Source organism: Corynebacterium sp. 401_CJEI (genome assembly GCF_001076435.1).
In the GTDB taxonomy this organism is placed as follows: domain Bacteria; phylum Actinomycetota; class Actinomycetes; order Mycobacteriales; family Mycobacteriaceae; genus Corynebacterium; species Corynebacterium jeikeium_D.
In genome coordinates this window covers 44101-66593 of record NZ_JVIP01000020.1, presented here as the reverse complement: position 1 = coordinate 66593, position 22493 = coordinate 44101, and the positions used below count along the sequence as shown (strand labels likewise).

Here is a 22493-nt window from a genome sequence, read left to right as displayed (position 1 = left end):
GGGTTAAGTAAAGAAAAGTGTGTCCGCATGCCACCATAACCCCAGACCACACACCACAAATCACCAAAGAATAGCTCCCCGAAAGCTATTACCCACACCATCCCGCACCTCCGGCCACATTTGTGCTAACCGCACACCGGTTGGATTAAAGGATGACCACCAACCGCCCCAGCTGCCCACTATGCGGCAACAACACAAAGAAAAACGGCACCACCAGCAAATCAACCACCCGTTGGCGCTGCACCCACTGCGGACACTCCTTTACCCGCAACACCCAAACCCACAACAAAAACACCGCCACCATGGCTTTGTTCATCCAATGGGCCACCGGCACCCAATCTCTAACCACCTTCGCCGCACACCATGGCGTAACCAGGCAAACCATGCACCACCGATTCCGATGGTGCTGGTGGATCATCCCCACACCCACCATCGACTCATTCCGCATCCATGACCAAATCTTCCTCGACGCGACCTATCTAAAGTCCGGATGCCTCCTGATCGCAGCCAGTAAAACCCACGTCATCAACTGGACCTGGGCCAGACACGAAACCACCGCCGCCTACACCGAACTCCTACGCCCCATTGCCGCACCACTAATCGCAGTCACAGACGGCGGACAAGGTGCCCAATCAGCCATCCACCACTGCTGGCCAACAACACGCATCCAACGCTGCCTCGTCCACGCCCAACGAACAGTCTGCCGCCACACCACCAGCAACCCCCGCACCGATGCCGGCAAAACCCTCTACCGCCTAGCCCTGAAACTCACTCGCATCACCGACCTTGACCAAGCATCCACATGGGTCGCCCACCTGCACGAATTCGACCACACCTACCGGGAATGGATGAACGAGAAAACCACCATCAAAGACCCCGTTACCGGCGCCTACACCAAGGTCTACACCCACCAACGCGTCCGAGCGGCCTATCAATCATTGCTATCTCTGCACCGCAGAGACCTGCTGTTTACCTACCTGCAACCCCCACCAACAACCATCGACCCCGACAACCTTGCAGCAACAACAAACAGCCTCGAAGGTGGCATCAACGCCCCCATAAAAGAACTAGCCCGCAGACACCGCGGACTATCACTACCGCATCAACGCACAGTGATGGATTGGTGGCTGTATCTACATACAGAAGTCCCTGACGATCCGGTCAAGATCGCCAGGGACCAACGATGGGGTCAAGACGCACTTTCCACAGCAACAGACCTGATCACCCACAACACCACAGCCACTACCAATGACATCGGTGCACCAGCAGAATACGACACCGCCATCGACACCAGCTACCAACACAACCTCGGCATCCAAAAAGGCTGGATCAAATAACCGCAACACGCCCGGAAAAGACACACTTTTCTTTACTTAACCCGGTATTGACGGGGGTGAATTGACCTGGGTTTTTAGGCATGAAAAAGGCGCATCCAATAATGGATGCGCCTGAGGAGTGCGGTGTATTAGAGCTGACTAACGCCAACCCATAGTCATCAGCAGACCAACAATGAAAAGACCAAAGCCGATGACGTAGTTCCATGCGTTCAAAGTCACCATGAACGGAATATGCGGACCCGCGATGTAGTTGACCAGCAGCCAGCCCAAACCAATCAGCATGAACCCGAACATCAGCACCTTGTACCACACCGGTGTCTGAGTGCTATTGATTTTGACCGGGGTACGGCTGACAGAGGAGCCACCGGATTGTGGTGAATTAGTGCTTTCAATCTTTGCCTTAGGCATAGCGCTTTAAACTCCTTAGGTTGTGGTCAGCAGGTTGCGATCAGCGCGGTATCTACACTCCCGCGGTATATGCATAATTGTAAACTTTGCATCCGAACTTACCAGTGAAGTTCGCAGGCAGTAGAATTCCCAGTTATGCAGATTCTCGTCGTCGATAACTATGACAGCTTCGTATTCAATCTGGTCCAGTACATAGGCCAGCTCGGCGAAACGGTTACTGTCTGGCGCAATGATGATGCGCGTCTCCGCGATGTTGACGACGTCGTAAAGCAATTTGATGCAATCCTACTGTCGCCCGGTCCCGGTGAGCCGTCCAATGCGGGATGGACAGAGGACATTATTCGCGCGGTGAGCAGGCAGGACGAGCCGACACCGGTGTTGGGTGTGTGCTTGGGTCACCAGGCGATTGGTGAGGTCTTTGGTGCGCAGGTCGTGCGTGCCGACGAGCTGTTGCACGGCAAGACCTCCCCGGTCACTCATGACGGCACGGGTGTTCTGGCCGATGTGCCCAGTCCTTTTATTGCCACGCGCTACCACTCGTTGACGGTGGATCCGAAGACGTTGCCGGAGGAACTCATTGCCACGGCATTCACCGATTCGGGCATGCTGATGGCGATGCGCCACCGCGACCTGCCGATTCACGGCGTGCAGTACCACCCGGAGTCGGTACTCACCCAGTACGGGCACCGCATGCTGGTCAATTGGCTGCGACTGGCCGGCGGTGAGTACACCGAGGAACTCCTGGCGGAGTTGGAAGAGCAGCAGGCGGTGTACCAGCGCGCCTTCTCAGACGTGCTGGCACACTAGCCGCTAGTTAGGCAGCAGATCCGGCAGCCTTATGGGAGGTTCAGGAGCAGGCCGTTCCTCTGAAGAGCTCTCCGGGGCGACCCCCAGCCGGTAGACGCGTAGGGTGACCTCGCCGTCCTTGTTGAGCTTGGATCCGGCCGACGGGTTGGCTTTCTCCACGTGGTCGACCTTGGACAGGTCCAGCGTGGTGACTTCCTCGGTGCGGATAGTTCCCTCGAAGCCGGCATCGGTGAGTGCCTTCTCCGCATCGCTGAGAGTCTGGCCCTCAACTCGTGGCATCTTAATTTGGTTGCCGCGCGAAACGTGCAGCTCGACAGTCGTTCCGACGGTGAGCTCCGTGCCCTTCTGGGGAACCTCAACAACGGTTCCCTGTTCCTCAGTGGAGTCAACCTCCACCACCTCGACAACGAAACCAGCGGACTCGAGGGTCGTGCGGGCGGAATCCAACCTCTGACCAGTGACATCCGGAACAGTCTTGGTCTCGATACCGGAGGAGACAGTCAAAGTTACGCGGGTTCCCTTCGACACCTGAGAACCGGCAGCTGGAGACTGCTCGATGACATTGCCGCGCGGAACGTCCTCACTCGGTTCCTCTTGCAGCTTTGGATTGACGACAAGCCCCGCCTCCTCGAGCAGGCGGCGAGCTTCCTCGGCCTGTTTGTCGCGTACATCCGGCACATTGGTCAACTCCGGGCCCGAAGATACGCGCAGCTTGATGCGAGATCCCTGCGGCAACCCCGATCCGACACCCGGTTCGGTGGCAATCACCGTGTCTCGGGGCACATCTGGGTTCGGCTCGTCGACGCGGTTGACCACGAAACCAGCCTGCTCGAGAACCTGCGTTGCCTCATTGACATTAAGACCCTCGACCTGCGGAATGGCAACGGTCTCGACCTCGGTGGACGAGTTGAAAAGCTGGTAGGCACCGTAGCCGACACCGCCGAGAGCGACCAGCGCAGCAGCCGCCAGTGCGACAGTCTTTCCTGCGCCACCCTTCTTTTTCTCAGGCTCGTCAGTGTTAGCGATCTGAGCAGGGGCTTCCGGCTGGGCAGCTGCTTCTTTCGGTTCCGGAGCCGGAGCCGGAGCAGGGACAGCGGCCGGAGTTGCCTGCTGTGCAGGGGTCACCCGGGTCTCAGCATCCGATGGAGCTGCCGGAAGGAATTCGGTGGTCTTCGCGTCGTCGTCATGCGCGCCGTGGTGCGCCAGCGCCAACGGATCCTCGCCGCGTGCAAGACGACGCAAATCCTGGGCGAAGTCCTCTGCGGAGTCGTAGCGCTCCATCGGGTCCTTGGCCATCGCGGTCAACAACACCGCGTCGAGGGCCTGAGCCGTGTTCGGGTCGGTGTTGAGCTTCCCCGAAGGTCGCGGCGGCTGGTCCTGAACGTGCTGGTAAGCGACAGAAAGAGGGGTTTCACCGGTGAATGGCGGGGCGCCCGTGACGGCCTCGAAAAGTACGCAGCCGACAGCGTAAATATCGGAACGGGCATCGGCGGTCTTACCGCGCGCCTGCTCCGGCGAGAGGTATTGCGCGGTACCCAGCACCGCCGCAGTCTGCGTCATCGTGGTGGAATCACCGAGCGCGCGAGCGATGCCGAAGTCCATCACCTTCACCTTGCCGGTGTTGGTCAGCATGATGTTCGCTGGCTTGATGTCACGGTGAATAATGCCCGCATGGTGGGATGCCGTCAGCGCATCACACACCGATGCCATGATCGATGCGGCCTTCTTCGGGTCGAGCCGCCCCTCACGACGAACAAGATCACGCAGGGTCTCGCCCTGAATCAGCTCCATGACAATGAAAGGCACGCGCCCCATCGGGCTATCCGTCTCGCCGGTGTCGTACACCGACACGATCGACGGGTGATTCAGCAGCGCTGAATTTTTCGCTTCACGACGGAACCTTGCGAGGAAGTTCTCATCCCTGGCAAGGTCGGCCCTCATCATCTTGACCGCGACAGAGCGACCGAGAACAGTATCTTCAGCGCGGTAGACATCGGACATGCCGCCAACGCCAATGAGCTCGCCGAGCCGATAACGGCCGGAGAGGAGATCGTCATTGCCAGACATTGTTCGTCAGTCCCTTCGGAAGGATTTCCACCAAAACATCTTGTACCTGAATATTACTGTGCATCTGGAGTCCCCAAGGTATTACCGGAGTCATTTCCCAGGGGCAACTGAATACCGGGCAGACCACCGCCACTGGAGTCGTCGCCACTGTCGTTGCCATTGTCGTTGCCCGAATCCTGAGTCGGTTCGGACGTATCCGGGGCGGTCTCGCTGGTGTCCTGCTCAGTGGAGCTGTCAGAAGCACCGTCATTGTTGCCGCCGTAGTTTTCCCCAGAGTTGCCGCCGTCGTTATTTCCCCAGTTACCGGAATTGTCACCCGACCAACCGTAACCAGAACCGTCGTTGGGGTCGGTGTTTTCCTCTGTGGTTTGCTGCTGTGACTGGTTCGGAATGTACTGCTCCAAGTTCGGAATGGTTGGCAGTGAACCGGTAGTCGACAGCGAATAGACGACCGCGATAGCACCGGCCAGCAACACTAGCAGCACCAACAGCACAATGCTGCCGCAGCCACAACCGCAGCCACTGCGCTTCTTTGCCGGCTTACGCTGTCGGGCGGGTTGCTGCGGTGGCCGCTGCGGTTGCTGCTGTGGCTGCTGCGGTGGCTGCGACACCGGCATGGGCGGTCGCGTCATGGCACCGAGTTCGGTGGTCGCCGGGTTGGCAGCGTTGGATTGACGGTGCACCGTTGGGGTCACACCACGCGGCTGCGGTGGGCGGTGCCCCGCGCGCACTCGCAAAACAGCCTGTGCCAGCTCACGGCCATCGGCATAGCGACGCTGCGGATCCTTGCGCAGCATAATGCCGATAAGTTCGCGGATATGCGGATTGACCGTCGGCGCCAACGCAGGTGGTGCCTCGTTGATGTGTGCCACGGCAACCGCGACGGTGGAGTCGCCCTGGAAGGGCCGGGCGCCGGCCACCATTTCGTAGGCGACACAGCCAAGCGAGTAGATGTCTGTCGCCGGACTCACCTGTTTGCCCTGCGCCTGCTCCGGTGAGACATACTGCGCGGTGCCGACGACCATGCCGGTACGTGTCAGAGGCACCGCTTCAGCGGCTTTGGCAATGCCAAAGTCGGTAATTTTCACGGTGCCCTCCGGCGTCACCAGGAGGTTGCCTGGCTTAATGTCGCGGTGGACAAGGTTCGCAGCGTGAATTGCCGACAGGCCGTGTGCAGTCTGCTCCAGAACGTCGAGCATCAGGTGCTCTGGCAGGGTGCGACGTCGCTGCAGCACCTGCGACAGAGATTCGCCACGGATGTACTCCATGACGATGTAACACGCGCCGTGGCTGCCGATGTCGCCTTCCTCGTAGGTGACAATCTTCACCACGTTTGGGCTGTTGACGCTGCGCGCAGCGGCGGCTTCGTTCTGGAAGCGCTGCCGGAACTCGTAGTTGTCCGAGTATTCCTGGTTCAGAAGTTTGATTGCAACCAGTTCGCCGCTGGTGGCGTCGTCGGCAAGCCAGACGGTGGACATGCCGCCACGGCCGAGCAGACGGCGGACGTGATATCGGTCGCCAACGATGTCTTGAACTTGGTGGGCATCCATGCTTATCGACCCGCCTGTTCGACCGCGTTAATGAGTGCACGGCCAATCGGGGCAGCAACGGAGGCGCCGGTAGCGCCCGGGCCCTGGCCGCCACCGTTTTCCACGACGACAGCCACGGCGACATCGGAGTCCGGCGCGAAGGCGATGTACCAGACGTGCGGTGCGTACTCGCCGCGGACAGCACCGTGTTCCGCGGTACCGGTCTTGGAGGCAATACGCGAACCGTTACCGCCCGAGTGCGACTCGGAGCCGCGCATCAGCTCAGTTACGGTCTCCGCGACCTCCGGCGAAATCGCCTCGCCGGCTTCAATCGGCTTAAAGGACTTGATTTCGGAGAGGTCGGCACCGCGCACCGATTTGATGATCTGGGGTTCCATGCGCACGCCGCCGTTGGCAATCGTGGCGGCGATGATGGCGTTGTCCAGCGGCGTGAAAGACACGTCGCGCTGACCAATGGAGGTCTGACCCAGCGAGGACTGATCCGGAATATCACCGACAGCGGAGGGCTGAATCGGCAGGCCCGCGTCATCGTGGGTCTCACCGATGCCGAATCGCTTAGCGACGTCCTTGAGCGCATCGGCCCCGTACTGCATACCGAGCTCAGCGAATGCCGTATTACAGGACTGCGCGAAAGCCTGGCGGAGAGTTGTAGTAGCCCCACCACAGGTCGAGCCACCGTAGTTCTCCAACGTAGTGGTGGTATCCGGCAGCGTAATCTGCGGTGCGCCAGTGACCGAGGTGTCCGGGGAAGCGCCTTGCTCCAGTGCCGTGACCGTGGTCAACACCTTGAAAGTGGAACCCGGCGGCAGCGGACGCTGAGTGGCGTGGTTGAGCAGCGGTGCGCCCTCATTGTTATTGAGGGACTGCCAGGTACTCTCGTCGCCGGCGGCGATGTCATTCGGGTTGAACGACGGTGTGGAGGCCATCGCGAGAATTTCACCCGTCGATGGGCGAATGGCGACGGCGGAGCCGACGTAGCCGCGTTCAGCGAGTTGTTGGTACGCAGTCCGCTGAGCGTTCGGCAACAGCGTCAGCTCCGTGGAGGCCCCAGAGGGTTCCTTGCCCGTGACCATGTCGAGGGCGCGGGAGGTAAACAGCGAAGGGTCGCTGCCGTTCAAGATCTCGTTCTGAGAGCGTTCGATACCGGCGGAGCCGTAGATGTCCGACAGGTATCCGACCACCGCGGCATATGCCTCCGGGTTGGTGTCGTAGCTGCGGTCATAGAAGCCGCTCTCGCCCTTGACCGAGTGGGCCAGAATGTCGCCGTCAGTGGTGATTTGGCCGCGAGGTTTGGACTTTTCCTCCAGGAACTGGCGGCTATTCAGCGGATTGTGGGCGTACTTATCCTGCTGGAAACCCTGGATGTAGGTCAGGTTCGCCAGTAGAAGAACGAAGAGTCCGAGAACGACAACAAAGATTTGGCGAATGGTCTTATTCATCTACTGGTTCACCTCCTGAGATGCGGTGGCATTGTCGTTGAGGCCCGAAGAGTTGCTTGGAATTCCCCAGGGGCGGTTGGCCTCATCAGAGACGCGCAACACGATAGCCAACATGATGTAGCTGGCCAACAGTGAGGAACCACCGGCTGACATGAACGGAGTAGTCAGACCGGTCAGCGGCATCAGCTTGGAAACACCGGCTGCAACCACGAACAGCTGAATGGCCATCGAGAATGCGACACCGGCCGCCAGCAGCTTGCCAAAGGAATCACGTACCGCCAAGCTCGCCGAAATACCGCGGGAAATCAGAATCGCGAACAGCAGGATGATGGCACTCAGGCCGGTAAAACCGAGCTCCTCACCAAAGGCCGAGAGGATGAAGTCAGAGTGTGCCACCGGAATGTTCTGTGGGTAGCCCTGGCCCAGACCGGTGCCACCGATGCCACCCCAGCTCATGCCGAACAGACCCTGGGAGAGCTGGTAGCCGCCCTCGTCGTAGGAGCCCAACGGATCCAGGAAATGCGTGACTCGCGCCTGAATCTTGTCCGAAACCATGTAGACACCGACAACGCCGACGGTCACCAGCACCATGCCGATGATCAGCCAGGAACCGCGACCGGTGGCAGCGTAGAGCATTGCCAGCACAGTGCCGAAGAGCACCAGCGCCGGGCCAAAGTCATTCTGCAGAGCCATGATGACGGTAGCGATGCCCCAGATCAGCAGAATCGGACCCAGGTCGCGAACACGCGGGAAATCAATGCCCAGGAAACGCTTGCCCGCCACATTGAACAGCGAGCGCTTATTCACCAGCAGCTGAGCAAAGAAGATCAGCAGCATGACCTTGGCAAACTCACCCGGCTGCATGGAGAACGGGCCGATGGAAATCCAGATGCGGGCATCAGCATTAATCGACGACGGCCACACCAGCGGTAGCGCCAACAGAATCAAGCCGCCGAGACCCAGCAGATACGAGTACTGCGACAGCGAGTGGTGGTTGCGCAGCAGGACAATCACGCCGATAAACAGTGCGACACTGAGTACGGTCCACATGATCTGATTGCGCACCAACGAGGTGTCATTGGCCAGGTCGAGGCGGTGAATCATCACCAGCCCCAAGGCATTGAGCGTTGCTGCAACCGGCAGCATCACCTGATCGGCGTTGGGCGCCACAAAGGTCAGCGCGATATGCGCCACTGCAAAAATCACAAAGAATCCGCCAATGATGTAAAAGACATCTCCGGTCAGAGAGTTACCCTGAGCCAGTTCCAGCGAAATTAGTGCCAAAAGCAACAATCCTGCCGACAGCAGCAGCAGGAGCATTTCCTTCATCCGAAGCTGTCGCTTCGTGGTAGTTTCACTCATTTTCGCACCTGCCTACAGTTGACTCCTGGCTTCGAGCCCAGCTTTTCATCCTTCTTGTCATCGTCGGAAACGGACAGACACACCGGCAGCGCCGACTCCGCCAAACGTCCAATCTGGTCGCTGACACCGTTGTAGGAATCAGCTGGCAGACCTTCCAGCGAATTGCGTGCCGCCGGTGAGAGATCTTCCGGCGTCATGATGTGGCAGTCGACCTTCTCCTTCGCCGTCCCAGCCGGAGGAAGCTGAACTTTATTGTCATCGGTCAAACAGATGAACTGATGTGGCTCTTGCAGATCGAAGCCCAGCAAACTGCCGGGCACGCCGTGCATCAGCTGCACCTGCCCGTCGACCACCGCGAGATGGTACATCGACTCCTTCTTCTGCCAGCCCCAAATACCAAGGCCGACCAACCCGGCCACCAGCACCAGCACCACAGAAATAACTAGCCACTTGCCCTTGGAAGCTTTCTTCTCCGGCGCCGAAGTCACTGCAATTTCCTGTGACTTCCGCGGGCGGAGTGCCGCCGCGCGTCCCGCTGACGTATTGGGGCGGGGGAGTTCCTCCTCCGCACTCTGCAGGGCACCGGCCAGGGCGGGCTCGTAAGGCGTGCGTGCCGACGAATCGACAACATCGGCAACCACCACGGTGATGTTATCCGGACCACCGGACTTCAACGCGTAGTCAATGAGCTTGGTAGCGGCCTCGTCCGGAGTGCCCTCCGAGAGCACATCCTTGATGGTGTCCGCGGACACTGGATCGGATAGACCATCCGAGCACAGCAGGTAGCGATCGCCCTCGTGAACATCGCGATAAGACAAAGTAGGCTCCACCGGGCGACCGGTGAGAGCCTTCAAAATCAGTGAGCGCTGAGGGTGAATTGCCGCTTCTTCCTCGGTGAGATTGCCCTCATCCACCAGGGACTGCACATAGGTGTCATCCCGGGTAATGCGGATGAGCTCCCCGTCGCGCAGCAGATAGCCACGCGAGTCACCGACATGGCACATGCCCAGGCGGGTGCCGTCGAAAAGCAGAGCAGTCAGCGTAGTGCCCATGCCTTGCGTAGACGGGTTCTGCTCAATTTCATCCGCAATGGAGTTATTGCCCTCCATGCAGGCGCTGCGCAGGGACTCGAGCAAATCGGGGCCGGGCTGATCATTGTCCAGCCGAGAGACGGCCGCAATCATCAGCTGGGATGCGATTTCTCCGGCGGCGTGGCCACCCATGCCGTCGGCAAGCGCGAGCAGACGCGAACCCGCATAGGCGGAGTCCTCGTTGTTCTGTCGGATGAGGCCGCGGTCAGAGCGGGCCGTGTAATTCAGAGCAAGACTCATGGTTGCAACCTCAAAGTTGTACGGCCAATACGAAATTCCATACCCGAAGCCAGGCGTTCCGGCTGTTCCACGCGCTGGCCATTGAGGAATGTGCCATTGCGGGAGTCCAGATCCTCCAAGTACCAGATGCCGTCGCGGTTGATGACGCGAGCGTGCTGGCCCGAGGCGAAGTCATCGTTGAGGACGAAGGCATTCGACTCTGAACGGCCAATAGTGATGTCGCGTTGGTTGTTTAGGTTCATGCGCGAACCCGCCAGCGGCCCGGAGGTGACAAGGAGCTGATGTGGAGTCTGCGAGCGCTGGAAACGCTTGGCCGGAGCACTGCTGGCCTGCCGAAGTGGGCGCAGCGGAGCCGAGCCTGTTGTTTCTGTACGCAGGGTGCGAAGCGTCATCCAAATGAAAAACCACAGGACGACCAGCACGCCGATGCGCGAAAGCAGAAAAACGATAGCTTCCACGTCCGAGGAACCTCCTTATGTAGAGCTGGTGGGTCCGCAAACCGAACACACGGACGTAATTATTCCAGGAATGTGTCGGCAAACCTAGGGCAGTGGCATGTGAACCTGGTGAACCTCACTACTTAGCGGATCTGAATCAGCGGATCTGAACTTCGAGAACAGAATGTCCTAGCGAGATTTCGTCGCCGTCGGCCAGCAGCCAGTTCTCAATGGGTTCGCCATTGACAATGGTGCCGTTGGTCGAATGCAAATCGACGAGCACAGCGTCCTGGCCATCCCACGTGATCTCGGCATGCTGGCGGGAAACACCAGTATCCGGGAGGCGGAAGTCGGAAGCGGTGCCGCGGCCGATGATGTTCGAACCATGGCGCACCTCAAATACGCGCGAGGAGCCGTCCTGCAACAGCAGGGTGACGGTCTTTTCCTGGGACTGGTCTTCACCCACGGCCGCGCTGCTCAGCTCAGTTGCAGCCTCTGGGTCGACCGCGGGGATGGGGCGGGAAGCGGTGGGGAACTGCTCAGCTTCCGGCTGCGGGTGGTAGGCGGCAGAGGTCTCTGCAGCTTGGGGTTCATCATCGCTTTGCGACGGGGCTGCGTCAGTGTTGGCATCATCGGCACTGTCCTCGAATGGGACGAACTCCGAGGTGCCCACGGTGTCCTCGGTGAAAGTGCTGGCCGTCTTCAACTGGCCGGTGTGGAGAGACTCCACTGCCTGCAGGTGGACGCTAATGGAACCGGTGAAGCCCCAGCCGTTGTTACGGCAGTAGCGTGTCATGCGGTCAGCCAACTGATTCGGCAGGTTGGGCTCGGACGCAGAAAGGTTCTTGTAGTCGGCAGCGCTGATGCCAATGCGGAAATCATTGGGTGCCAAGTACTGACCGTTGGCGTCCTGCATCAGGAAGTCTTCAATTTCCTGCTTCAGGCATTCTTCTAACTCATTCGGGACAACCTTGCCGCCGAACACGCGCGCAAAGCTGTTATCGAGCCCGCGCTGAAGCGAGCTATCAAGCTTGCGGATGCGTCCTAGGAAATCCATCTGACTAAAGAAATTCGCCTTCTCCCGCCAAACCGCGGCGGGTTACGTGAAAAAAATGTGCACAAAAATTATCGATACTTAAGCAACAGTATAGAGCCCTACACCTTCAGTTAAGGGCTAGGAACTGCTGAGGTTTATCAAATAGTGACGACGGTTGTGGGGGAAGTTGCTATTGCTAAGTGCTGAAAAGGCGTTTTAAATTCCGTTGGAAAGTGCTTGAAAAGTGGTGAAAAACGCGCGCTGGCCTGGGGATTTGGTGGTGTATTAGCGCGGGGTGTTATAGTTCTATTCGTTCCCACGGGCGAGTGGCGGAATGGCAGACGCGCTGGCTTCAGGTGCCAGTGTCCTTTACGGACGTGGGGGTTCAAGTCCCCCTTCGCCCACAGTGAAGATCCTCGGAAGTGTAAAAGCTTCCGAGGATTTTTTGTTTGTGGTGGGGGTTAGCATGGGGGTTGGATTGAAGCAGGGGCGGATGCTGAGCCGAGGTTGTTGGCTTGTCCTGTAACCCTCCTTTAACCCTGTCCGGCACTTATGGCCAGGTTTCGGGGACTTATCGATGTATTTCTCTCACTTATCGATGGATTCTCCTGACTTATCGATGGTTTTTCGGCACTTATGCGCACGCTGTGGGCCAGGCCCTCTCACTTGTCGATGCACTATTCACTTGTGGACACGCTACAGCGCATCGATAGGTGAATAGCGTGGCCACAAGTCGTCGGATGCGTGGGCCAGCGAGCATTGCAGCCAGCTCGCGAGAAGAAATGTAGAAATCTCAAAACTCATTTTGTATTGAAAGTAGAAGAAAACTTGAATAGTTTTGAGATGAGCATGAGGGCGGTCGGCCCCCATCTGCGACATTGGTATAGCGGTGTTCAGTCATGAATTTGGCTCACGGCCATATTTTAACGATTGTTTGGTACCTGTTTATATCGTGAAAAATCAACTCAAGAATGTGTAAGAAATATTAAGAGAGAGCTTGCATGGTGAGGAATCTTCTTCCGAGGAAAGCCTGTCAATTCATAGTCGGAATGTAGGCATGAAAATTATATTTAGAGCAATTCTGGTTACCGCAATTATTCTTGAAGCAGTTCTTTTCCTTCTTATGAATGTGGTATCTGGTTTGCCGGGTTGGGTATTCCTGTTACCACTTGCCGTGGTGGTTGCGGCTTTTCTCTTACTGTTTGGAGGTATGTGGCAAGACTATCTCAGAAATGGCAGGTCATGGGCTGCTTCGCTGTCCGAGACGTCAAAGAAATTTGGCGTACCTCGAAAAATACTAGCGTTACTCGTTTCGGAAGTTGGTTCGCTGCTAGCTGCTTTCACCTTTTTTAAGCCTCAGAGAAATGTCGACAGTGAAGTCAGATCCTTCACTGTACATAGAAACCTTCGAACTGTTGTTTTTATGATACTGGCGCTGAGCGTTGCAGAAATAAGCATAGTGCATTTTGCTATTTCTAATGCATTTTGGCGATATTTATTTCTGGTAATTAGTGTTTATGCCGTAGTTCTTTTATCTGGATTTTACGTAACTGTTCGGGACCATCCCCATCTAATAACACCGCAAGGACTCGTACTGCGAAATGGGCGAAGGCTTATTTGTGAAATTCCGTGGTCACACTTACGTCATGCGAGCTCCGTAACGGCAGGTGAAGGAGGGGACGTAGCAATTGACGAGCACGGCAATCTCAGGGTGCCTGTTTTGAGTGAAGTGAACGTCAGGTTAGAAGTCGATTCGCAGGTCGTGGCAGAAGATCTTTACAAGGGACCAATGATGGTTTCCTCGATTGAGATTTACTGCGACGACAAAGACACATTCCTGCGCGATCTCGCTGAGAAAAGGAATGCTCATTAAGTGCTTGGTAGCTTCCAGGGCTGGTAATCGACCCCGACCTATCGCCAGAACTTGGTCATCCCGCGCTTGTCCTCCATGTTGAACTCGATCATCTTGGCCAGCAGGTCGAGCGGCATCGACTCGGCTTTGCCGTCCTTTGGCCAGGGGAAGCGGACCATCATTTTTCCGTAGGAGAGGCCGCGGGCATCGAACTCGTCGGAGAACTTTTCAATACCAGCGCGTTCCGGGGCGATCGCCATGTGTTTCTTGGCGTAGGAGAAACCGATGATAAAAGTGCCATCGAGCGTGAACATCGGCTGATTCCAGGCAATGCGAACGCCGAGTTCCGGGTACTTTTCGTGAACCCATTCCAACACCTCGAGAGCGACAGCACGCTGCGTGTCATCATCTACCCGCGAGAGGTGATTGGCGAAGAACTCGGCGATGGTTTCATCGGTCATATGCTGAACAGCCATAGCCTGGATTTTACTGTGCCATCAACTAACACCCGAGCCATCAACTAACATAACTCCGAGTGGCTACAGATTTGAATACTCAGTTTGATCCCAAAAAGGCGTGGCCAGCGCTATGGACCGTGTTACTCGGCTTCTTCATGATCCTGGTCGACGCCACCATTGTCACCGTTGGTATCAACACCATCCAGCATGAACTGGGCGGTGAGCTCAACCAGGTCATGTGGGTGACCAGTGGTTATCTGCTGGCCTATGCCGTGCCGTTGCTCATTACTGGCAGGCTCGGTGACCTCTGGGGAGTCAAGCACACCTATGTAGCGGGCCTGGTTATCTTCGTGTTGGCGTCGCTGGCGTGTGGGTTGGCGCCGTCGTTAAGCATGCTGATCATTGCCCGCGTGGTGCAGGGACTGGGGGCCGCGCTGCTGACGCCGCAGACGATGGCGCTGATTACGCAGATGTTTCCGCCGGCGCATCGCGGTGCGGCGATGGGCCTGTGGGGTGCGGCGGCCGGAATTGCCTCGCTGACGGGGCCGCTGGCCGGTGGCGTGTTGATTGAGCTGCTGAGTTGGCGCTGGATTTTCCTCATTAATGTGCCGATTGGGCTGATCGGGCTGGTTTTTGCGTTCCGCTATCTGCCGACATTTGAGACACACCGCAACAAGATTGATTATCTCGGTGTTGTACTCAGCGCGATTGGTATGTTCCTGCTGGTCTTCGGCATTCAGGAGGGGGAGAGTGCCGGCTGGTCCGGTTGGATCTGGGCACTGATTGCCGGTGGCGTGGTGGTTCTTGGACTATTCACCGCGTGGGAGGCCAAGACCACGGCCGAACCGTTGATGCCACTGTCCCTTTTTAAGGATCGCAACTTCACCATCTCCTCGCTGGCGATTGCTGTGACGGGGGCGCTGGTGGTCGCGGTTGGTTTCCCAATCATCCTCTTCGCCCAGAATGCTCGCGACCTATCGACCATCCAGGCCTCACTACTGCTCGTGCCGCAGGCGGTCATTTCCGGTGTCATGGCACCGTGGACTGGGCGAATGCTGGACCGGCTGAAGTTCCGCGAGTTCGCGCTGATTGGTTTTGGGTCCTCGCTGGTGGGCATGCTCGGGTTCCACTACCTCATCCACGAGGACCTCTCCGTGCTGTGGCTGCTGCTGCCGGGCGCCGCATTCGGTGTGGCAAACGCGTTTATTTGGGGCACGCTGTCGACGGCTGCCACCCGCAACATCGACCCGTCCCTCGCCGGTGCCGCCTCCGGTGTGTACAACACCATCCGCCAGATTGGCAGTGTGCTGGGCAGCGCGCTGATTGCTACCGTCATGGCCGCAGCTCTCAGCAGCAACCGTGGCGACTTCACCACCGCCATGAGTGACGCGATGTGGTTGCCGGTGGCACTGTCGGCCCTGGGTGTCGTGGCGGCGCTGGGGCTTAAGAATCCGAAGTAAAACGCTCCACCATGTAGTCTGCGATGCCGACCGGATCGGCCAGGAAATCCCTGGTTGCCCGTACCGCGAGGGTGTCTTCGAAGTGGGTGGTGTCGGCGTCGTCAAGCGAAATAATCGTTGCTTCTGGCGTGGCGAGCAGGATGGGGGAATGCGTCGCCATGATGATTTGTGCGCCGGCTTCCGCGAGCGCGCCGAGGCGGCCGAGGAGCTCCAGTTGGCGTAGGACCGACAGTCCGGCCTCGGGTTCGTCAAGGAAAATCAGTGATTCGGGACTGAAGCGGCGTTCGGCCAGCGTCATGATGGATTGGCCGTGGCTCATCTGGGTGAGGTCTGCCATTTCTCTGCCACCTGGTAGCTGCCCCAAGCGACTCGTAATAGCGCGCGAGGTTCAGGTGCGCGTCGCCGCGAAAGAAGAACGTGTCCGGGGGATTGCGCCTGGTCAGCGCCAGTGGGACCGGGGAGGTGCGCTCTTGCGTCTTGTATCGCGAGCCACCGTCCGTATCGACACCCATCGCCGACGCCAACGCCTCCAGCACCGTCGACTTTCCCTTGCCGTTTTCGCCGGTCAGAATGGTAATCGGCGTGGTGAAGGCCATGGGGAAGGGCAGGGCGAGCTTTACGACGTACGCCGGGAGCTCGGCATCATCGTGAATACGGGCATGGCGGAGGTAGATCATGGTTGCGGCAGTTGGTCGATCTGTTTGAGCAGTTCAAAGCCGTCTGCGCCCTCGATGAACGGGACCTCCTTGTTCTCCAGCTTTTCAATTGGCACCGCCGTGCCGTGAGAGAGCACGTGCTCGCTGGGAGTGAGGTTGCGGATTGCGATTGCCGCGACCTTGTCCGGATGCTCCGCCGCGGCCGTGCCGTAGATGAGCGGGTCGTACTGGCCATCATCGCCGACGAGAATCCAGTTGATTTCGGGGAAGTCAATAAACAGGTCGCGAAGTCGCACCTTCTTGTGTTCCTTGCCCGAGCGGAACAGGCCGGTGGGCGTTGGCCCCCAATCGGTGAGAAGCAGTGGGCCCTTCGGCAGGTTGTTGCGGTGCAGGAACTTTTTTAGGGTGCTGAAGGTGTTCCACGCTCCGGTGGAGAGATAGATGACGGGGACGTCCGTGTCCTCGTCGGTTTTGCTCGCGTAACGACGGCGAAGCTGCGCATAAAACTCGCTGAAGCCAGCGACGGCCTTGCGCTCGTCTGTCTCCTTGACCCAGGAGTTGTAGGCGGCGATGAGGGCGCGCGGCAGCATGGTGACCAACACGGTGTCATCAATATCGGAGACGATGCCGTATTTGGTCTCCGGGGAGAGGATGAGGACCTCTGCAGGAGTGTCGTTGATGGTAATTTCGTGCCAGCCGGGTTCGAGGCCGTGATTCCTGATTAGTACCTCGATATAGCCGTTGCTATCCGTGGTGGTTTCCACCGTGCGGTCGCCGGCAGTGATGGTGACGGGAAAGTCCGCGAGTTCGACGGTAAAGAACTGCCAAAATCCGCGTTTTTTGTTTCGTTCTTCGTCTCGTTTTTTGGCCGGATCCTTCAGGAGGACACGGCCGAATACGCGCACGCGCTCTGCATTTCCGTACCCGGTGAAACCGATGATTTCCGGTTCCCAACCAGCGTTTTTGGAACGCTTGGCGGCCAGCGCGTTGATCCTTCTCTCGGTCTTGCGGACGACATCTGCCACGGACATGCTTTCCAGGATACGGGTTGACAGGACGGGGGAGGGTGCGCGTAGGTTGGTCGCCCAAGAGAAAAGTCAACCCTTTAGGAGTGTTCTCTTTTTATGCGTTTTTCCGGTAAGTTCATCGCATCCGCCGCTGTGGCAGCAGGCATGATTGCTGCCCCGACCGCGGCCGCTAACGCTGCATCAGTCAGCGCCTGGGATCAGGTTGCGGCTTGTGAGTCCGGCGGAAATTGGCAGACCAATACCGGTAACGGCTACTACGGCGGACTGCAGTTCTCGCAGCAGACCTGGAGCGGCCACGGCGGTGACCAGTACGCACCGACGGCTGACCAGGCCACCAAGGAGCAGCAGATTGAGATTGGCGAGCGCGTGCTTGCCTCCCAGGGTGCTGGCGCATGGCCGAACTGCGGTGGTCCGCTGGGTTAATCCTCCCCATCATCAAAGACCAGATCTGGCACAGCCGCGAATGACAGCCACCACTTCATGTAGTGGTCATGGCGTGCTTTCGTCTTCTGAGTAGCGCGTTTGTCAAATGTCTGTCGCCCGAACCCGGCTAATGGTCCGGCCGGGACGGTCGCCGCGGTAACGCCGTCGGCAGAGGACCACACCTCTGAGCCGTCCTCATAAGCGGTGATATCCCAGAGCTTGTGGGTTTTCAGGTTGTGGTGCTTCCTGCATAGGCAGTGCAGATTCTGTGTGTCGGTGGGGCCACCGGCTTCGGGGTCTTCCTGGTTGTACGGCGCGATATGGTCAATATCGCACTTGTACGCTGGGACTTCGCAGCCGGGGAAGCGACACGTGCCGTCGCGACCGTGGACGCGGGCGACCTGCGCTGGAGTTGGACGGTAACCATTGGTGGCGCTGTCTGCTGAGAGGCGGACATGCGTCACCTTTTGCATCCACTCCTCCGTGACCAGCGCGCCAAGCCAGCCGGCGCCGTCCAGCCAGGCATCATCACTGTGGGGCTCGCGGAAAACATTGAGCACAACTTCCGCATTGGTGCGCTGGTGGATCAGTTCCACAAATGCATCCGCCTGCGTCATTTCCTCATTCGCGCGGAAGACCGTTTCAATTGCGCACATGGCGAAATAGGCGCGGTCCGGCCGCAGGGTGAGAATGATTTGGGAGTAGCTGTCGGGACGTTCCACCAGAGTCACCGATTCCGTATCGGTGATGGTGGGAATTGTGCCGTCGGCACGAGCGCGGTCATCCAAATCCGCAGCAATATCACCAATTTTGGTGGTGAGCGTGCGAGGACCAATCATTGCTTGACGACGCTTCCGTGGCGTAACCAATGCCAGAATCTTCTTCTCTGCATCGGGTATTTGATCAGGCTCGATGCCGACTACGCCATGTGCAATGATGCCGAGTTGCCGCATGGATAATGCGCAGCTTTCCCGGGCATATTCCGCCAACTGTGGCATTTTCTCCAGCAACAGGCCAATGTCACAGATACGTAGTGCCTCACTGCGAGTGATTCCCAACCGAACGCTGATGCGAGCGGCATGGTTTTCAACGTCATCATCACCTGCAGGGCAGCAGGCTTTAATTAACTCAAGTTGGGCGCGGTTGGTAGCCCGCGCGAGTGCTGAGAGCTCATCTTCAGGATTTTCGTGAGCCCAATATGGTTCGGGTACTTGTTCGGACTTCATTGGATCCCCCTGGTGCTCCAATGGTTGTCGGTTTTCTTTCGAACTTACTTGCTATCATACAGGCGCTTTTCTGGCTTGTAAAGAGAAATGAAAGAGAATTTTGAGGAGTTTTCGAAGATGGTTAGCCGACTATAAAGGCACCGTTTAGCTGGGCATTTGCAGGGCGTACGCTAGGCCCTGGTCCAAAAACATAAATAAAACACCAGTTCGAAAACGAAAGCTTGGTAATCTCGCTTTCATAAAAGCAGAGCGCAGATAAACAGCACAGACAGCGGGGAGCAAAACCATGATCATCCGGCACGCAACGCGGGAGGACGCCGCGGCAATCGCGGAGATCTACAACGAAGCCGTAATCAACACCGTCGCCATCTGGAATGATGACACTGTCAGTGCGGAGGATCGCATCGCATGGATGGCGGCGCACTGTTAAGCGCGACCATCGATGCTGCTCGCGAGGCGGGAAAGCACGTCTTGGCTGCGGCGATAGAAGGCAGTAACGAGGGGTCGATTGCGCTGCACAAAAAGTATGGCTTTCAGCGTGTTGGGCTACTGCCGCAGGTGGGGACGAAGAACGGGCGATGGTTGGACATGCTGTTGATGCAGGTCATGCTGACAGACGGGCAGCCACCCGCTCGGCCGCGCGCTTAGCGAAGGGGCCAACGCCCATAATCGTGGCGGCACCGGGGCCAACCCAGTCGCCGTAGCCGACGAACTCGATGAGGTCAGAGTCGATGCTGCGGAAAGGGCCGAGCGCTGGGCGGAAACCGGTGCACCAGATGAGGTGGTCCGCGTGGACGTCGTCAAGCGAGGAGAACATGGGCGTCCAGGTGAGTGCGCCGGAGTCGCGGGCTTTGCGGACGGGCGGTAGGACGACGATGTCGCCGATGCTGTCGGTGGCGCCCTGGCGGTAGCGTTTGAACAGGACGCGGCCGTCGACGTCGTTGGGCATCCAGCGTGGTTCGTGGCGGGTGAACCAGGTGGTGTCGATGTTGGAAAGTACCAGTTCAGAGGCAATTTGTGCGCCGGAGTTCGCCGCGCCGACAACGGCAACGCGGGAGCTTTCGAATGGCTCGGGACCTGGGTAGTTGGCCGAATGCCACTGTTTTGCGGCGGTCGTGCCGGGGTAGTGCGGGACGAAGGGCCGGTTGCCGGTGGCGGCGATGAGCTGGCGGGATTCGAGGTCACCGGCATCGCTGGTGAGGTGGAAGGTGCCGTCATGGGAGACGTGCGTGACGGCGACCGGGCGCTGAACGCGCAGTTCGTAGCGCTTTTCGTAGGAGTTGAGGTAGTCAATCACGTGGGAAGCGGGCGGGAAACCGTCATAATTGGGCATCTGGATGCCCGGAAGGTTGGAAAAGTCCGGGGTGGAAAAGAGCGTCAGTGAGGGCCAGACATTGCGCCAGGAGCCGCCGGGAGCGGGCTGATTGTCCAGAATGAGCGGATCAATGCCGCGTTTGTGCAAGTAATAGGCGGTAGCGAGGGCAGCTTGGCCGCCACCGACGATGATGACATCCTCAAGCATGTTTCCAGCTTAACGACGAGTGCCGCACCTCGAGCTGTACTACCGTGGAGCACCATGAGCTCGCTGTTTGATCTTTCGGACAAGCCCATCGACGAACTACCCGGTTACCAGCGCACATTCGCGCCGGGCCGACTCACGGTGGGGCTCAGCCTGCCCATCGAGCAGGACGCCGAAGCCGAGCCCAAGGACGCGCTGAGCAACCAGATTCGGCTGATTCAGAAAGTCGAACGCGCAGGCATCGCGGCGGTGTGGGCACGCGACATCCCGCTGCGCGTGGAAACATTCGGCGACGTCGGCCAGGTCTACGACCCCTGGATGTACCTCAGTTACATCGCCGCACACACCACCGATATCGCGCTCGGCACCGGCGCAGTCGTCGTGCCCTTCCAGCATCCGCTGGTGATGGCCAAGCGCGCTGCCACACTGGACAGGCTTTCCGACGGTCGTTTCCTCTTCGGCGTTGCCACTGGGGACCGACCCGAGGAGTTTCCCGCCTTTAACCAGGACAAAGGCAAGCGGGGTGAGCGTTTCCGCGAGCATATCGAGGTCTATAAAAAGGCCCTGAGCACTAGCTACCGGCCTATCCGGTGGTCCGAGGGCAAGATGGGCGGATCCGATGTGGTGCCCAAGCCGCTGGCCCGCCGAGTTCCGCTGTTGGCCACCGGCTCCTGTCAGCAGAGCCTGGAGTGGAAGGCCGCGCATACCGACGGGTGGTTCATGTACCACAAAGGCCTGGAGATGCAGAAGAAAAACATCGCCAACTGGCAGGAGGCGGTGGCCCAGGAGTGCGGCGAGGGCGTGTTCAAGCCCTTCTTGGAATCACTGTGGATTGACCTGCATGAAGACCCCGACGCCCCCGCGCAGGGTGGCCACTTCGGGTACCGCCTTGGCCGCAACAAGCTCATTGAACTGCTGCAATCCCAGCGCCAGCTCGGTATCAACCACGTCAGCATCAACTTTCGTACCTCGAAGCGGGATGCGGAAGAGCAGATTGATGAGCTGATTGAGTATGTGCTGCCGGCGCTCGATGAGCTCCCTACACAGACTCCGTAGCGCCCTGCCACTGATTAATCCCGCGGTCGACAGCCCACTTGTCGATTTCCGCGAGTTCTTCATCGCTAAACGGTGCAGCGTCCAGGGCGCCGAGGCTGTTCTTCAGCTGCTTCACCGAGGATGCACCGATCAGGGCTGAGGTCACTTCGTCACGGCGGAGCACCCACGAGATGGCCATCTGTGCCAGGGACTGGCCTCGTCGTGAAGCAATGGCGTTGAGCTCGCGGATGGCGGTGAGCGTGTCGTCGTTGAGGAACCCCGAGTTCATCTTGTGCGCCCCGAGACGCGAGGATTCCGGCACGCCATCCAAGTAGCGGTCGGTGAGAAGCCCCTGCGCAAGCGCGGAAAAGGCGATGACACCCATGCCTTCGTCGGCGCAGGTTGCCAGCAGTTCGTCCTCGATCCAGCGGTTGAACATGGAGTAGCTCGGCTGGTGAATGGTCAGCGGTGTGCCCAGCTCACGGGCGATTTTCTGCGCGCGACGAGTGAGCTCGGGGGAGTAGGAGCTCACGCCGACGTAGAGCGCGCGACCGGAGCGGACGAGGAAGTCGAGGGCGGCGACGGTTTCCTCGATAGGCGTATCCGGGTCGGGGCGGTGGTGGTAGAAAATGTCCACATAATCCAGGCCCATGCGCTTCAGCGAGGCATCGCAGCTGGCCACGAGGTACTTCCGCGAGCCGCCGAAGCCGTAGGGACCATCCTGCATGTACCAACCGGCTTTGGAGGAAATGATCATTTCATCGCGGTAAGGAGCGAAATCCTTGGCCATGATGCGACCGAAACTCGCCTCCGCAGAGCCCTGCGGTGGGCCGTAGTTGTTGGCGAGGTCGAAGTGTGTGACGCCGTGGTCGAACGCGGTGCGCAGGATCTCACGCTGCGTTTCCAGCGGCCGGTCATCACCAAAGTTATGCCAAAGTCCCAGCGTAATGGCTGGAAGCTTCAGCCCCGTGCCGCCGGAGCGGTTGTACGGCATTGTTTCGTAGCGGTTTTCATCGGCGCGGTACACGTCTGGGTAAGCCATGTCTACGAGGGTACGCGTGC

At 58.6% G+C, this 22493-nt stretch carries 23 protein-coding genes and 1 tRNA gene; 9 read left to right on the top strand and 15 right to left on the bottom strand.

Going from position 1 to position 22493, the window contains the following annotated elements; genetic code table 11:
- Positions 1–152: 152 nt before the first annotated feature.
- A complete protein-coding gene (locus ADM64_RS05515) occupies positions 153–1337 on the top strand; it encodes an IS256-like element IS3503 family transposase (protein ID WP_049193114.1) in 1185 nt (394 codons plus the stop codon).
- Positions 1338–1475: 138 nt separating this feature from the next.
- On the opposite strand, the gene crgA is transcribed toward ADM64_RS05515, so the two are convergent.
- A complete protein-coding gene (gene crgA, locus ADM64_RS05510; RefSeq protein ID WP_005511903.1) occupies positions 1476–1745 on the bottom strand; it encodes a cell division protein CrgA in 270 nt (89 codons plus the stop codon).
- A 135-nt stretch (positions 1746–1880) separates the two neighbouring features.
- Between crgA and ADM64_RS05505 the strand changes: the two genes are divergently transcribed.
- Positions 1881–2552 (top strand): aminodeoxychorismate/anthranilate synthase component II, encoded by a 672-nt coding sequence (locus tag ADM64_RS05505; RefSeq protein WP_048731900.1) that lies wholly within the window; start codon positions 1881–1883, stop codon positions 2550–2552.
- Positions 2553–2555: 3 nt separating this feature from the next.
- Here ADM64_RS05505 and pknB read toward each other — a convergent pair whose 3' ends face one another.
- From pknB to ADM64_RS05470, 7 genes are all read right to left on the bottom strand, one after another.
- Positions 2556–4619: a Stk1 family PASTA domain-containing Ser/Thr kinase gene (gene pknB / locus ADM64_RS05500; protein WP_049193419.1), complete on the bottom strand. Its 2064-nt coding sequence runs from the start codon at positions 4617–4619 to the stop codon at positions 2556–2558.
- 53 nt (positions 4620–4672) lie between these two features.
- Positions 4673–6169 carry a serine/threonine-protein kinase gene (locus ADM64_RS05495; protein WP_049193417.1) on the bottom strand — a complete coding sequence of 499 codons (1497 nt, stop codon included), beginning with the start codon at positions 6167–6169 and terminating at the stop codon, positions 4673–4675.
- A 2-nt stretch (positions 6170–6171) separates the two neighbouring features.
- The gene (locus ADM64_RS05490; protein ID WP_049193416.1) at positions 6172–7608 is read right to left on the bottom strand and encodes a penicillin-binding transpeptidase domain-containing protein; all 1437 of its coding nucleotides are present in this window, start codon (positions 7606–7608) and stop codon (positions 6172–6174) included.
- Positions 7609–8970 carry an FtsW/RodA/SpoVE family cell cycle protein gene (locus ADM64_RS05485; protein ID WP_065428886.1) on the bottom strand — a complete coding sequence of 454 codons (1362 nt, stop codon included), beginning with the start codon at positions 8968–8970 and terminating at the stop codon, positions 7609–7611. It lies immediately after the preceding gene.
- Positions 8967–10301 (bottom strand): PP2C family protein-serine/threonine phosphatase, encoded by a 1335-nt coding sequence (locus ADM64_RS05480; protein ID WP_049193413.1) that lies wholly within the window; start codon positions 10299–10301, stop codon positions 8967–8969. The genes ADM64_RS05485 and ADM64_RS05480 overlap by 4 nt, the downstream gene beginning before the upstream one ends.
- Positions 10298–10759, bottom strand: a complete 462-nt coding sequence (locus ADM64_RS05475; RefSeq protein WP_016421758.1) for an FHA domain-containing protein FhaB/FipA — start codon at positions 10757–10759, stop codon at positions 10298–10300. The genes ADM64_RS05480 and ADM64_RS05475 overlap by 4 nt, the downstream gene beginning before the upstream one ends.
- A 136-nt stretch (positions 10760–10895) precedes the next feature.
- Positions 10896–11795 (bottom strand): DUF3662 and FHA domain-containing protein, encoded by a 900-nt coding sequence (locus ADM64_RS05470; RefSeq protein ID WP_049193412.1) that lies wholly within the window; start codon positions 11793–11795, stop codon positions 10896–10898.
- A gap of 299 nt (positions 11796–12094) precedes the next feature.
- Between ADM64_RS05470 and ADM64_RS05465 the strand changes: the two genes are divergently transcribed.
- Both ADM64_RS05465 and ADM64_RS05460 read left to right on the top strand, forming a co-directional pair.
- Positions 12095–12178 (top strand) — tRNA-Leu (locus ADM64_RS05465).
- Positions 12179–12831: 653 nt separating this feature from the next.
- On the top strand, positions 12832–13647 hold the full coding sequence (locus ADM64_RS05460; protein WP_049193411.1) for a hypothetical protein: 816 nt from the start codon (positions 12832–12834) through the stop codon (positions 13645–13647).
- Between the two features lie 38 nt (positions 13648–13685).
- Here the strand turns inward: ADM64_RS05460 and ADM64_RS05455 are convergent, their stop codons facing one another.
- On the bottom strand, positions 13686–14102 hold the full coding sequence (locus ADM64_RS05455; RefSeq protein WP_049193410.1) for an iron chaperone: 417 nt from the start codon (positions 14100–14102) through the stop codon (positions 13686–13688).
- A gap of 59 nt (positions 14103–14161) precedes the next feature.
- On the opposite strand from ADM64_RS05455, the gene ADM64_RS05450 reads away from it, so the two are divergent.
- Positions 14162–15544 carry a DHA2 family efflux MFS transporter permease subunit gene (locus ADM64_RS05450; RefSeq protein WP_049193409.1) on the top strand — a complete coding sequence of 461 codons (1383 nt, stop codon included), beginning with the start codon at positions 14162–14164 and terminating at the stop codon, positions 15542–15544.
- Here the strand turns inward: ADM64_RS05450 and ADM64_RS11135 are convergent.
- The 3 genes from ADM64_RS11135 to ADM64_RS05440 are packed head-to-tail and all read right to left on the bottom strand — an operon-like array spanning position 15528 to position 17231.
- Complete coding sequence (locus ADM64_RS11135) at positions 15528–15842, bottom strand: AAA family ATPase (RefSeq protein WP_241486337.1); 315 nt, start codon at positions 15840–15842, stop codon at positions 15528–15530. The two genes, ADM64_RS05450 and ADM64_RS11135, sit on opposite strands and share 17 nt — an antisense overlap.
- Positions 15793–16221, bottom strand: a complete 429-nt coding sequence (locus tag ADM64_RS11130) for an AAA family ATPase (RefSeq protein ID WP_241486336.1) — start codon at positions 16219–16221, stop codon at positions 15793–15795. Before ADM64_RS11130 ends, ADM64_RS11135 begins: the two co-directional genes overlap by 50 nt.
- Positions 16218–17231: an App1 family protein gene (locus ADM64_RS05440; protein ID WP_049193407.1), complete on the bottom strand. Its 1014-nt coding sequence runs from the start codon at positions 17229–17231 to the stop codon at positions 16218–16220. The genes ADM64_RS11130 and ADM64_RS05440 overlap by 4 nt, the downstream gene beginning before the upstream one ends.
- A gap of 93 nt (positions 17232–17324) precedes the next feature.
- On the opposite strand from ADM64_RS05440, the gene ADM64_RS05435 reads away from it, so the two are divergent.
- Positions 17325–17651, top strand: coding sequence for a transglycosylase family protein (locus tag ADM64_RS05435; RefSeq protein ID WP_005511827.1), 327 nt, complete (start codon positions 17325–17327; stop codon positions 17649–17651).
- Here ADM64_RS05435 and ADM64_RS05430 read toward each other — a convergent pair.
- Positions 17648–18877, bottom strand: a complete 1230-nt coding sequence (locus ADM64_RS05430) for an HNH endonuclease signature motif containing protein (RefSeq protein ID WP_049193404.1) — start codon at positions 18875–18877, stop codon at positions 17648–17650. The genes ADM64_RS05435 and ADM64_RS05430 overlap by 4 nt on opposite strands.
- 286 nt (positions 18878–19163) lie before the next feature.
- Between ADM64_RS05430 and ADM64_RS11200 the strand changes: the two genes are divergently transcribed.
- The gene (locus ADM64_RS11200; RefSeq protein WP_342585536.1) at positions 19164–19307 is read left to right on the top strand and encodes a GNAT family N-acetyltransferase; all 144 of its coding nucleotides are present in this window, start codon (positions 19164–19166) and stop codon (positions 19305–19307) included.
- On the top strand, positions 19286–19525 hold the full coding sequence (locus ADM64_RS10680) for a GNAT family N-acetyltransferase (protein ID WP_318155830.1): 240 nt from the start codon (positions 19286–19288) through the stop codon (positions 19523–19525). Before ADM64_RS11200 ends, ADM64_RS10680 begins: the two co-directional genes overlap by 22 nt.
- On the opposite strand, the gene ADM64_RS05425 is transcribed toward ADM64_RS10680, so the two are convergent.
- Entirely contained in the window at positions 19482–20399 is a 918-nt protein-coding gene (locus ADM64_RS05425) for an FAD-dependent oxidoreductase (RefSeq protein ID WP_049193402.1), read from the bottom strand. The genes ADM64_RS10680 and ADM64_RS05425 overlap by 44 nt on opposite strands.
- Positions 20400–20453: 54 nt before the next feature.
- Between ADM64_RS05425 and ADM64_RS05420 the strand changes: the two genes are divergently transcribed.
- Positions 20454–21452 (top strand): LLM class oxidoreductase, encoded by a 999-nt coding sequence (locus ADM64_RS05420; RefSeq protein ID WP_049193400.1) that lies wholly within the window; start codon positions 20454–20456, stop codon positions 21450–21452.
- On the opposite strand, the gene ADM64_RS05415 is transcribed toward ADM64_RS05420, so the two are convergent.
- Complete coding sequence (locus ADM64_RS05415) at positions 21436–22473, bottom strand: aldo/keto reductase (RefSeq protein WP_049193398.1); 1038 nt, start codon at positions 22471–22473, stop codon at positions 21436–21438. The two genes, ADM64_RS05420 and ADM64_RS05415, sit on opposite strands and share 17 nt — an antisense overlap.
- Between the last annotated feature and the right edge of the window lie 20 nt (positions 22474–22493).

Bases quoted from the DNA above. Each gene is read 5' to 3' on its own strand.
- ADM64_RS05515 (WP_049193114.1), top strand. From the start codon at position 153: ATGACCACCAACCGCCCCAGCTGCCCACTATGCGGCAACAACACAAAG.
- crgA (WP_005511903.1), bottom strand. From the start codon at position 1,745: ATGCCTAAGGCAAAGATTGAAAGCACTAATTCACCACAATCCGGTGGC.
- ADM64_RS05505 (WP_048731900.1), top strand. From the start codon at position 1,881: ATGCAGATTCTCGTCGTCGATAACTATGACAGCTTCGTATTCAATCTG.
- pknB (WP_049193419.1), bottom strand. From the start codon at position 4,619: ATGTCTGGCAATGACGATCTCCTCTCCGGCCGTTATCGGCTCGGCGAG.
- ADM64_RS05495 (WP_049193417.1), bottom strand. From the start codon at position 6,169: ATGGATGCCCACCAAGTTCAAGACATCGTTGGCGACCGATATCACGTC.
- ADM64_RS05490 (WP_049193416.1), bottom strand. From the start codon at position 7,608: ATGAATAAGACCATTCGCCAAATCTTTGTTGTCGTTCTCGGACTCTTC.
- ADM64_RS05485 (WP_065428886.1), bottom strand. From the start codon at position 8,970: ATGAGTGAAACTACCACGAAGCGACAGCTTCGGATGAAGGAAATGCTC.
- ADM64_RS05480 (WP_049193413.1), bottom strand. From the start codon at position 10,301: ATGAGTCTTGCTCTGAATTACACGGCCCGCTCTGACCGCGGCCTCATC.
- ADM64_RS05470 (WP_049193412.1), bottom strand. From the start codon at position 11,795: ATGGATTTCCTAGGACGCATCCGCAAGCTTGATAGCTCGCTTCAGCGC.
- ADM64_RS05460 (WP_049193411.1), top strand. From the start codon at position 12,832: ATGAAAATTATATTTAGAGCAATTCTGGTTACCGCAATTATTCTTGAA.
- ADM64_RS05455 (WP_049193410.1), bottom strand. From the start codon at position 14,102: ATGGCTGTTCAGCATATGACCGATGAAACCATCGCCGAGTTCTTCGCC.
- ADM64_RS11135 (WP_241486337.1), bottom strand. From the start codon at position 15,842: ATGACGCTGGCCGAACGCCGCTTCAGTCCCGAATCACTGATTTTCCTT.
- ADM64_RS11130 (WP_241486336.1), bottom strand. From the start codon at position 16,221: ATGATCTACCTCCGCCATGCCCGTATTCACGATGATGCCGAGCTCCCG.
- ADM64_RS05440 (WP_049193407.1), bottom strand. From the start codon at position 17,231: ATGTCCGTGGCAGATGTCGTCCGCAAGACCGAGAGAAGGATCAACGCG.
- ADM64_RS05435 (WP_005511827.1), top strand. From the start codon at position 17,325: ATGCGTTTTTCCGGTAAGTTCATCGCATCCGCCGCTGTGGCAGCAGGC.
- ADM64_RS05430 (WP_049193404.1), bottom strand. From the start codon at position 18,877: ATGAAGTCCGAACAAGTACCCGAACCATATTGGGCTCACGAAAATCCT.
- ADM64_RS11200 (WP_342585536.1), top strand. From the start codon at position 19,164: ATGATCATCCGGCACGCAACGCGGGAGGACGCCGCGGCAATCGCGGAG.
- ADM64_RS10680 (WP_318155830.1), top strand. From the start codon at position 19,286: ATGGATGGCGGCGCACTGTTAAGCGCGACCATCGATGCTGCTCGCGAG.
- ADM64_RS05425 (WP_049193402.1), bottom strand. From the start codon at position 20,399: ATGCTTGAGGATGTCATCATCGTCGGTGGCGGCCAAGCTGCCCTCGCT.
- ADM64_RS05420 (WP_049193400.1), top strand. From the start codon at position 20,454: ATGAGCTCGCTGTTTGATCTTTCGGACAAGCCCATCGACGAACTACCC.
- ADM64_RS05415 (WP_049193398.1), bottom strand. From the start codon at position 22,473: ATGGCTTACCCAGACGTGTACCGCGCCGATGAAAACCGCTACGAAACA.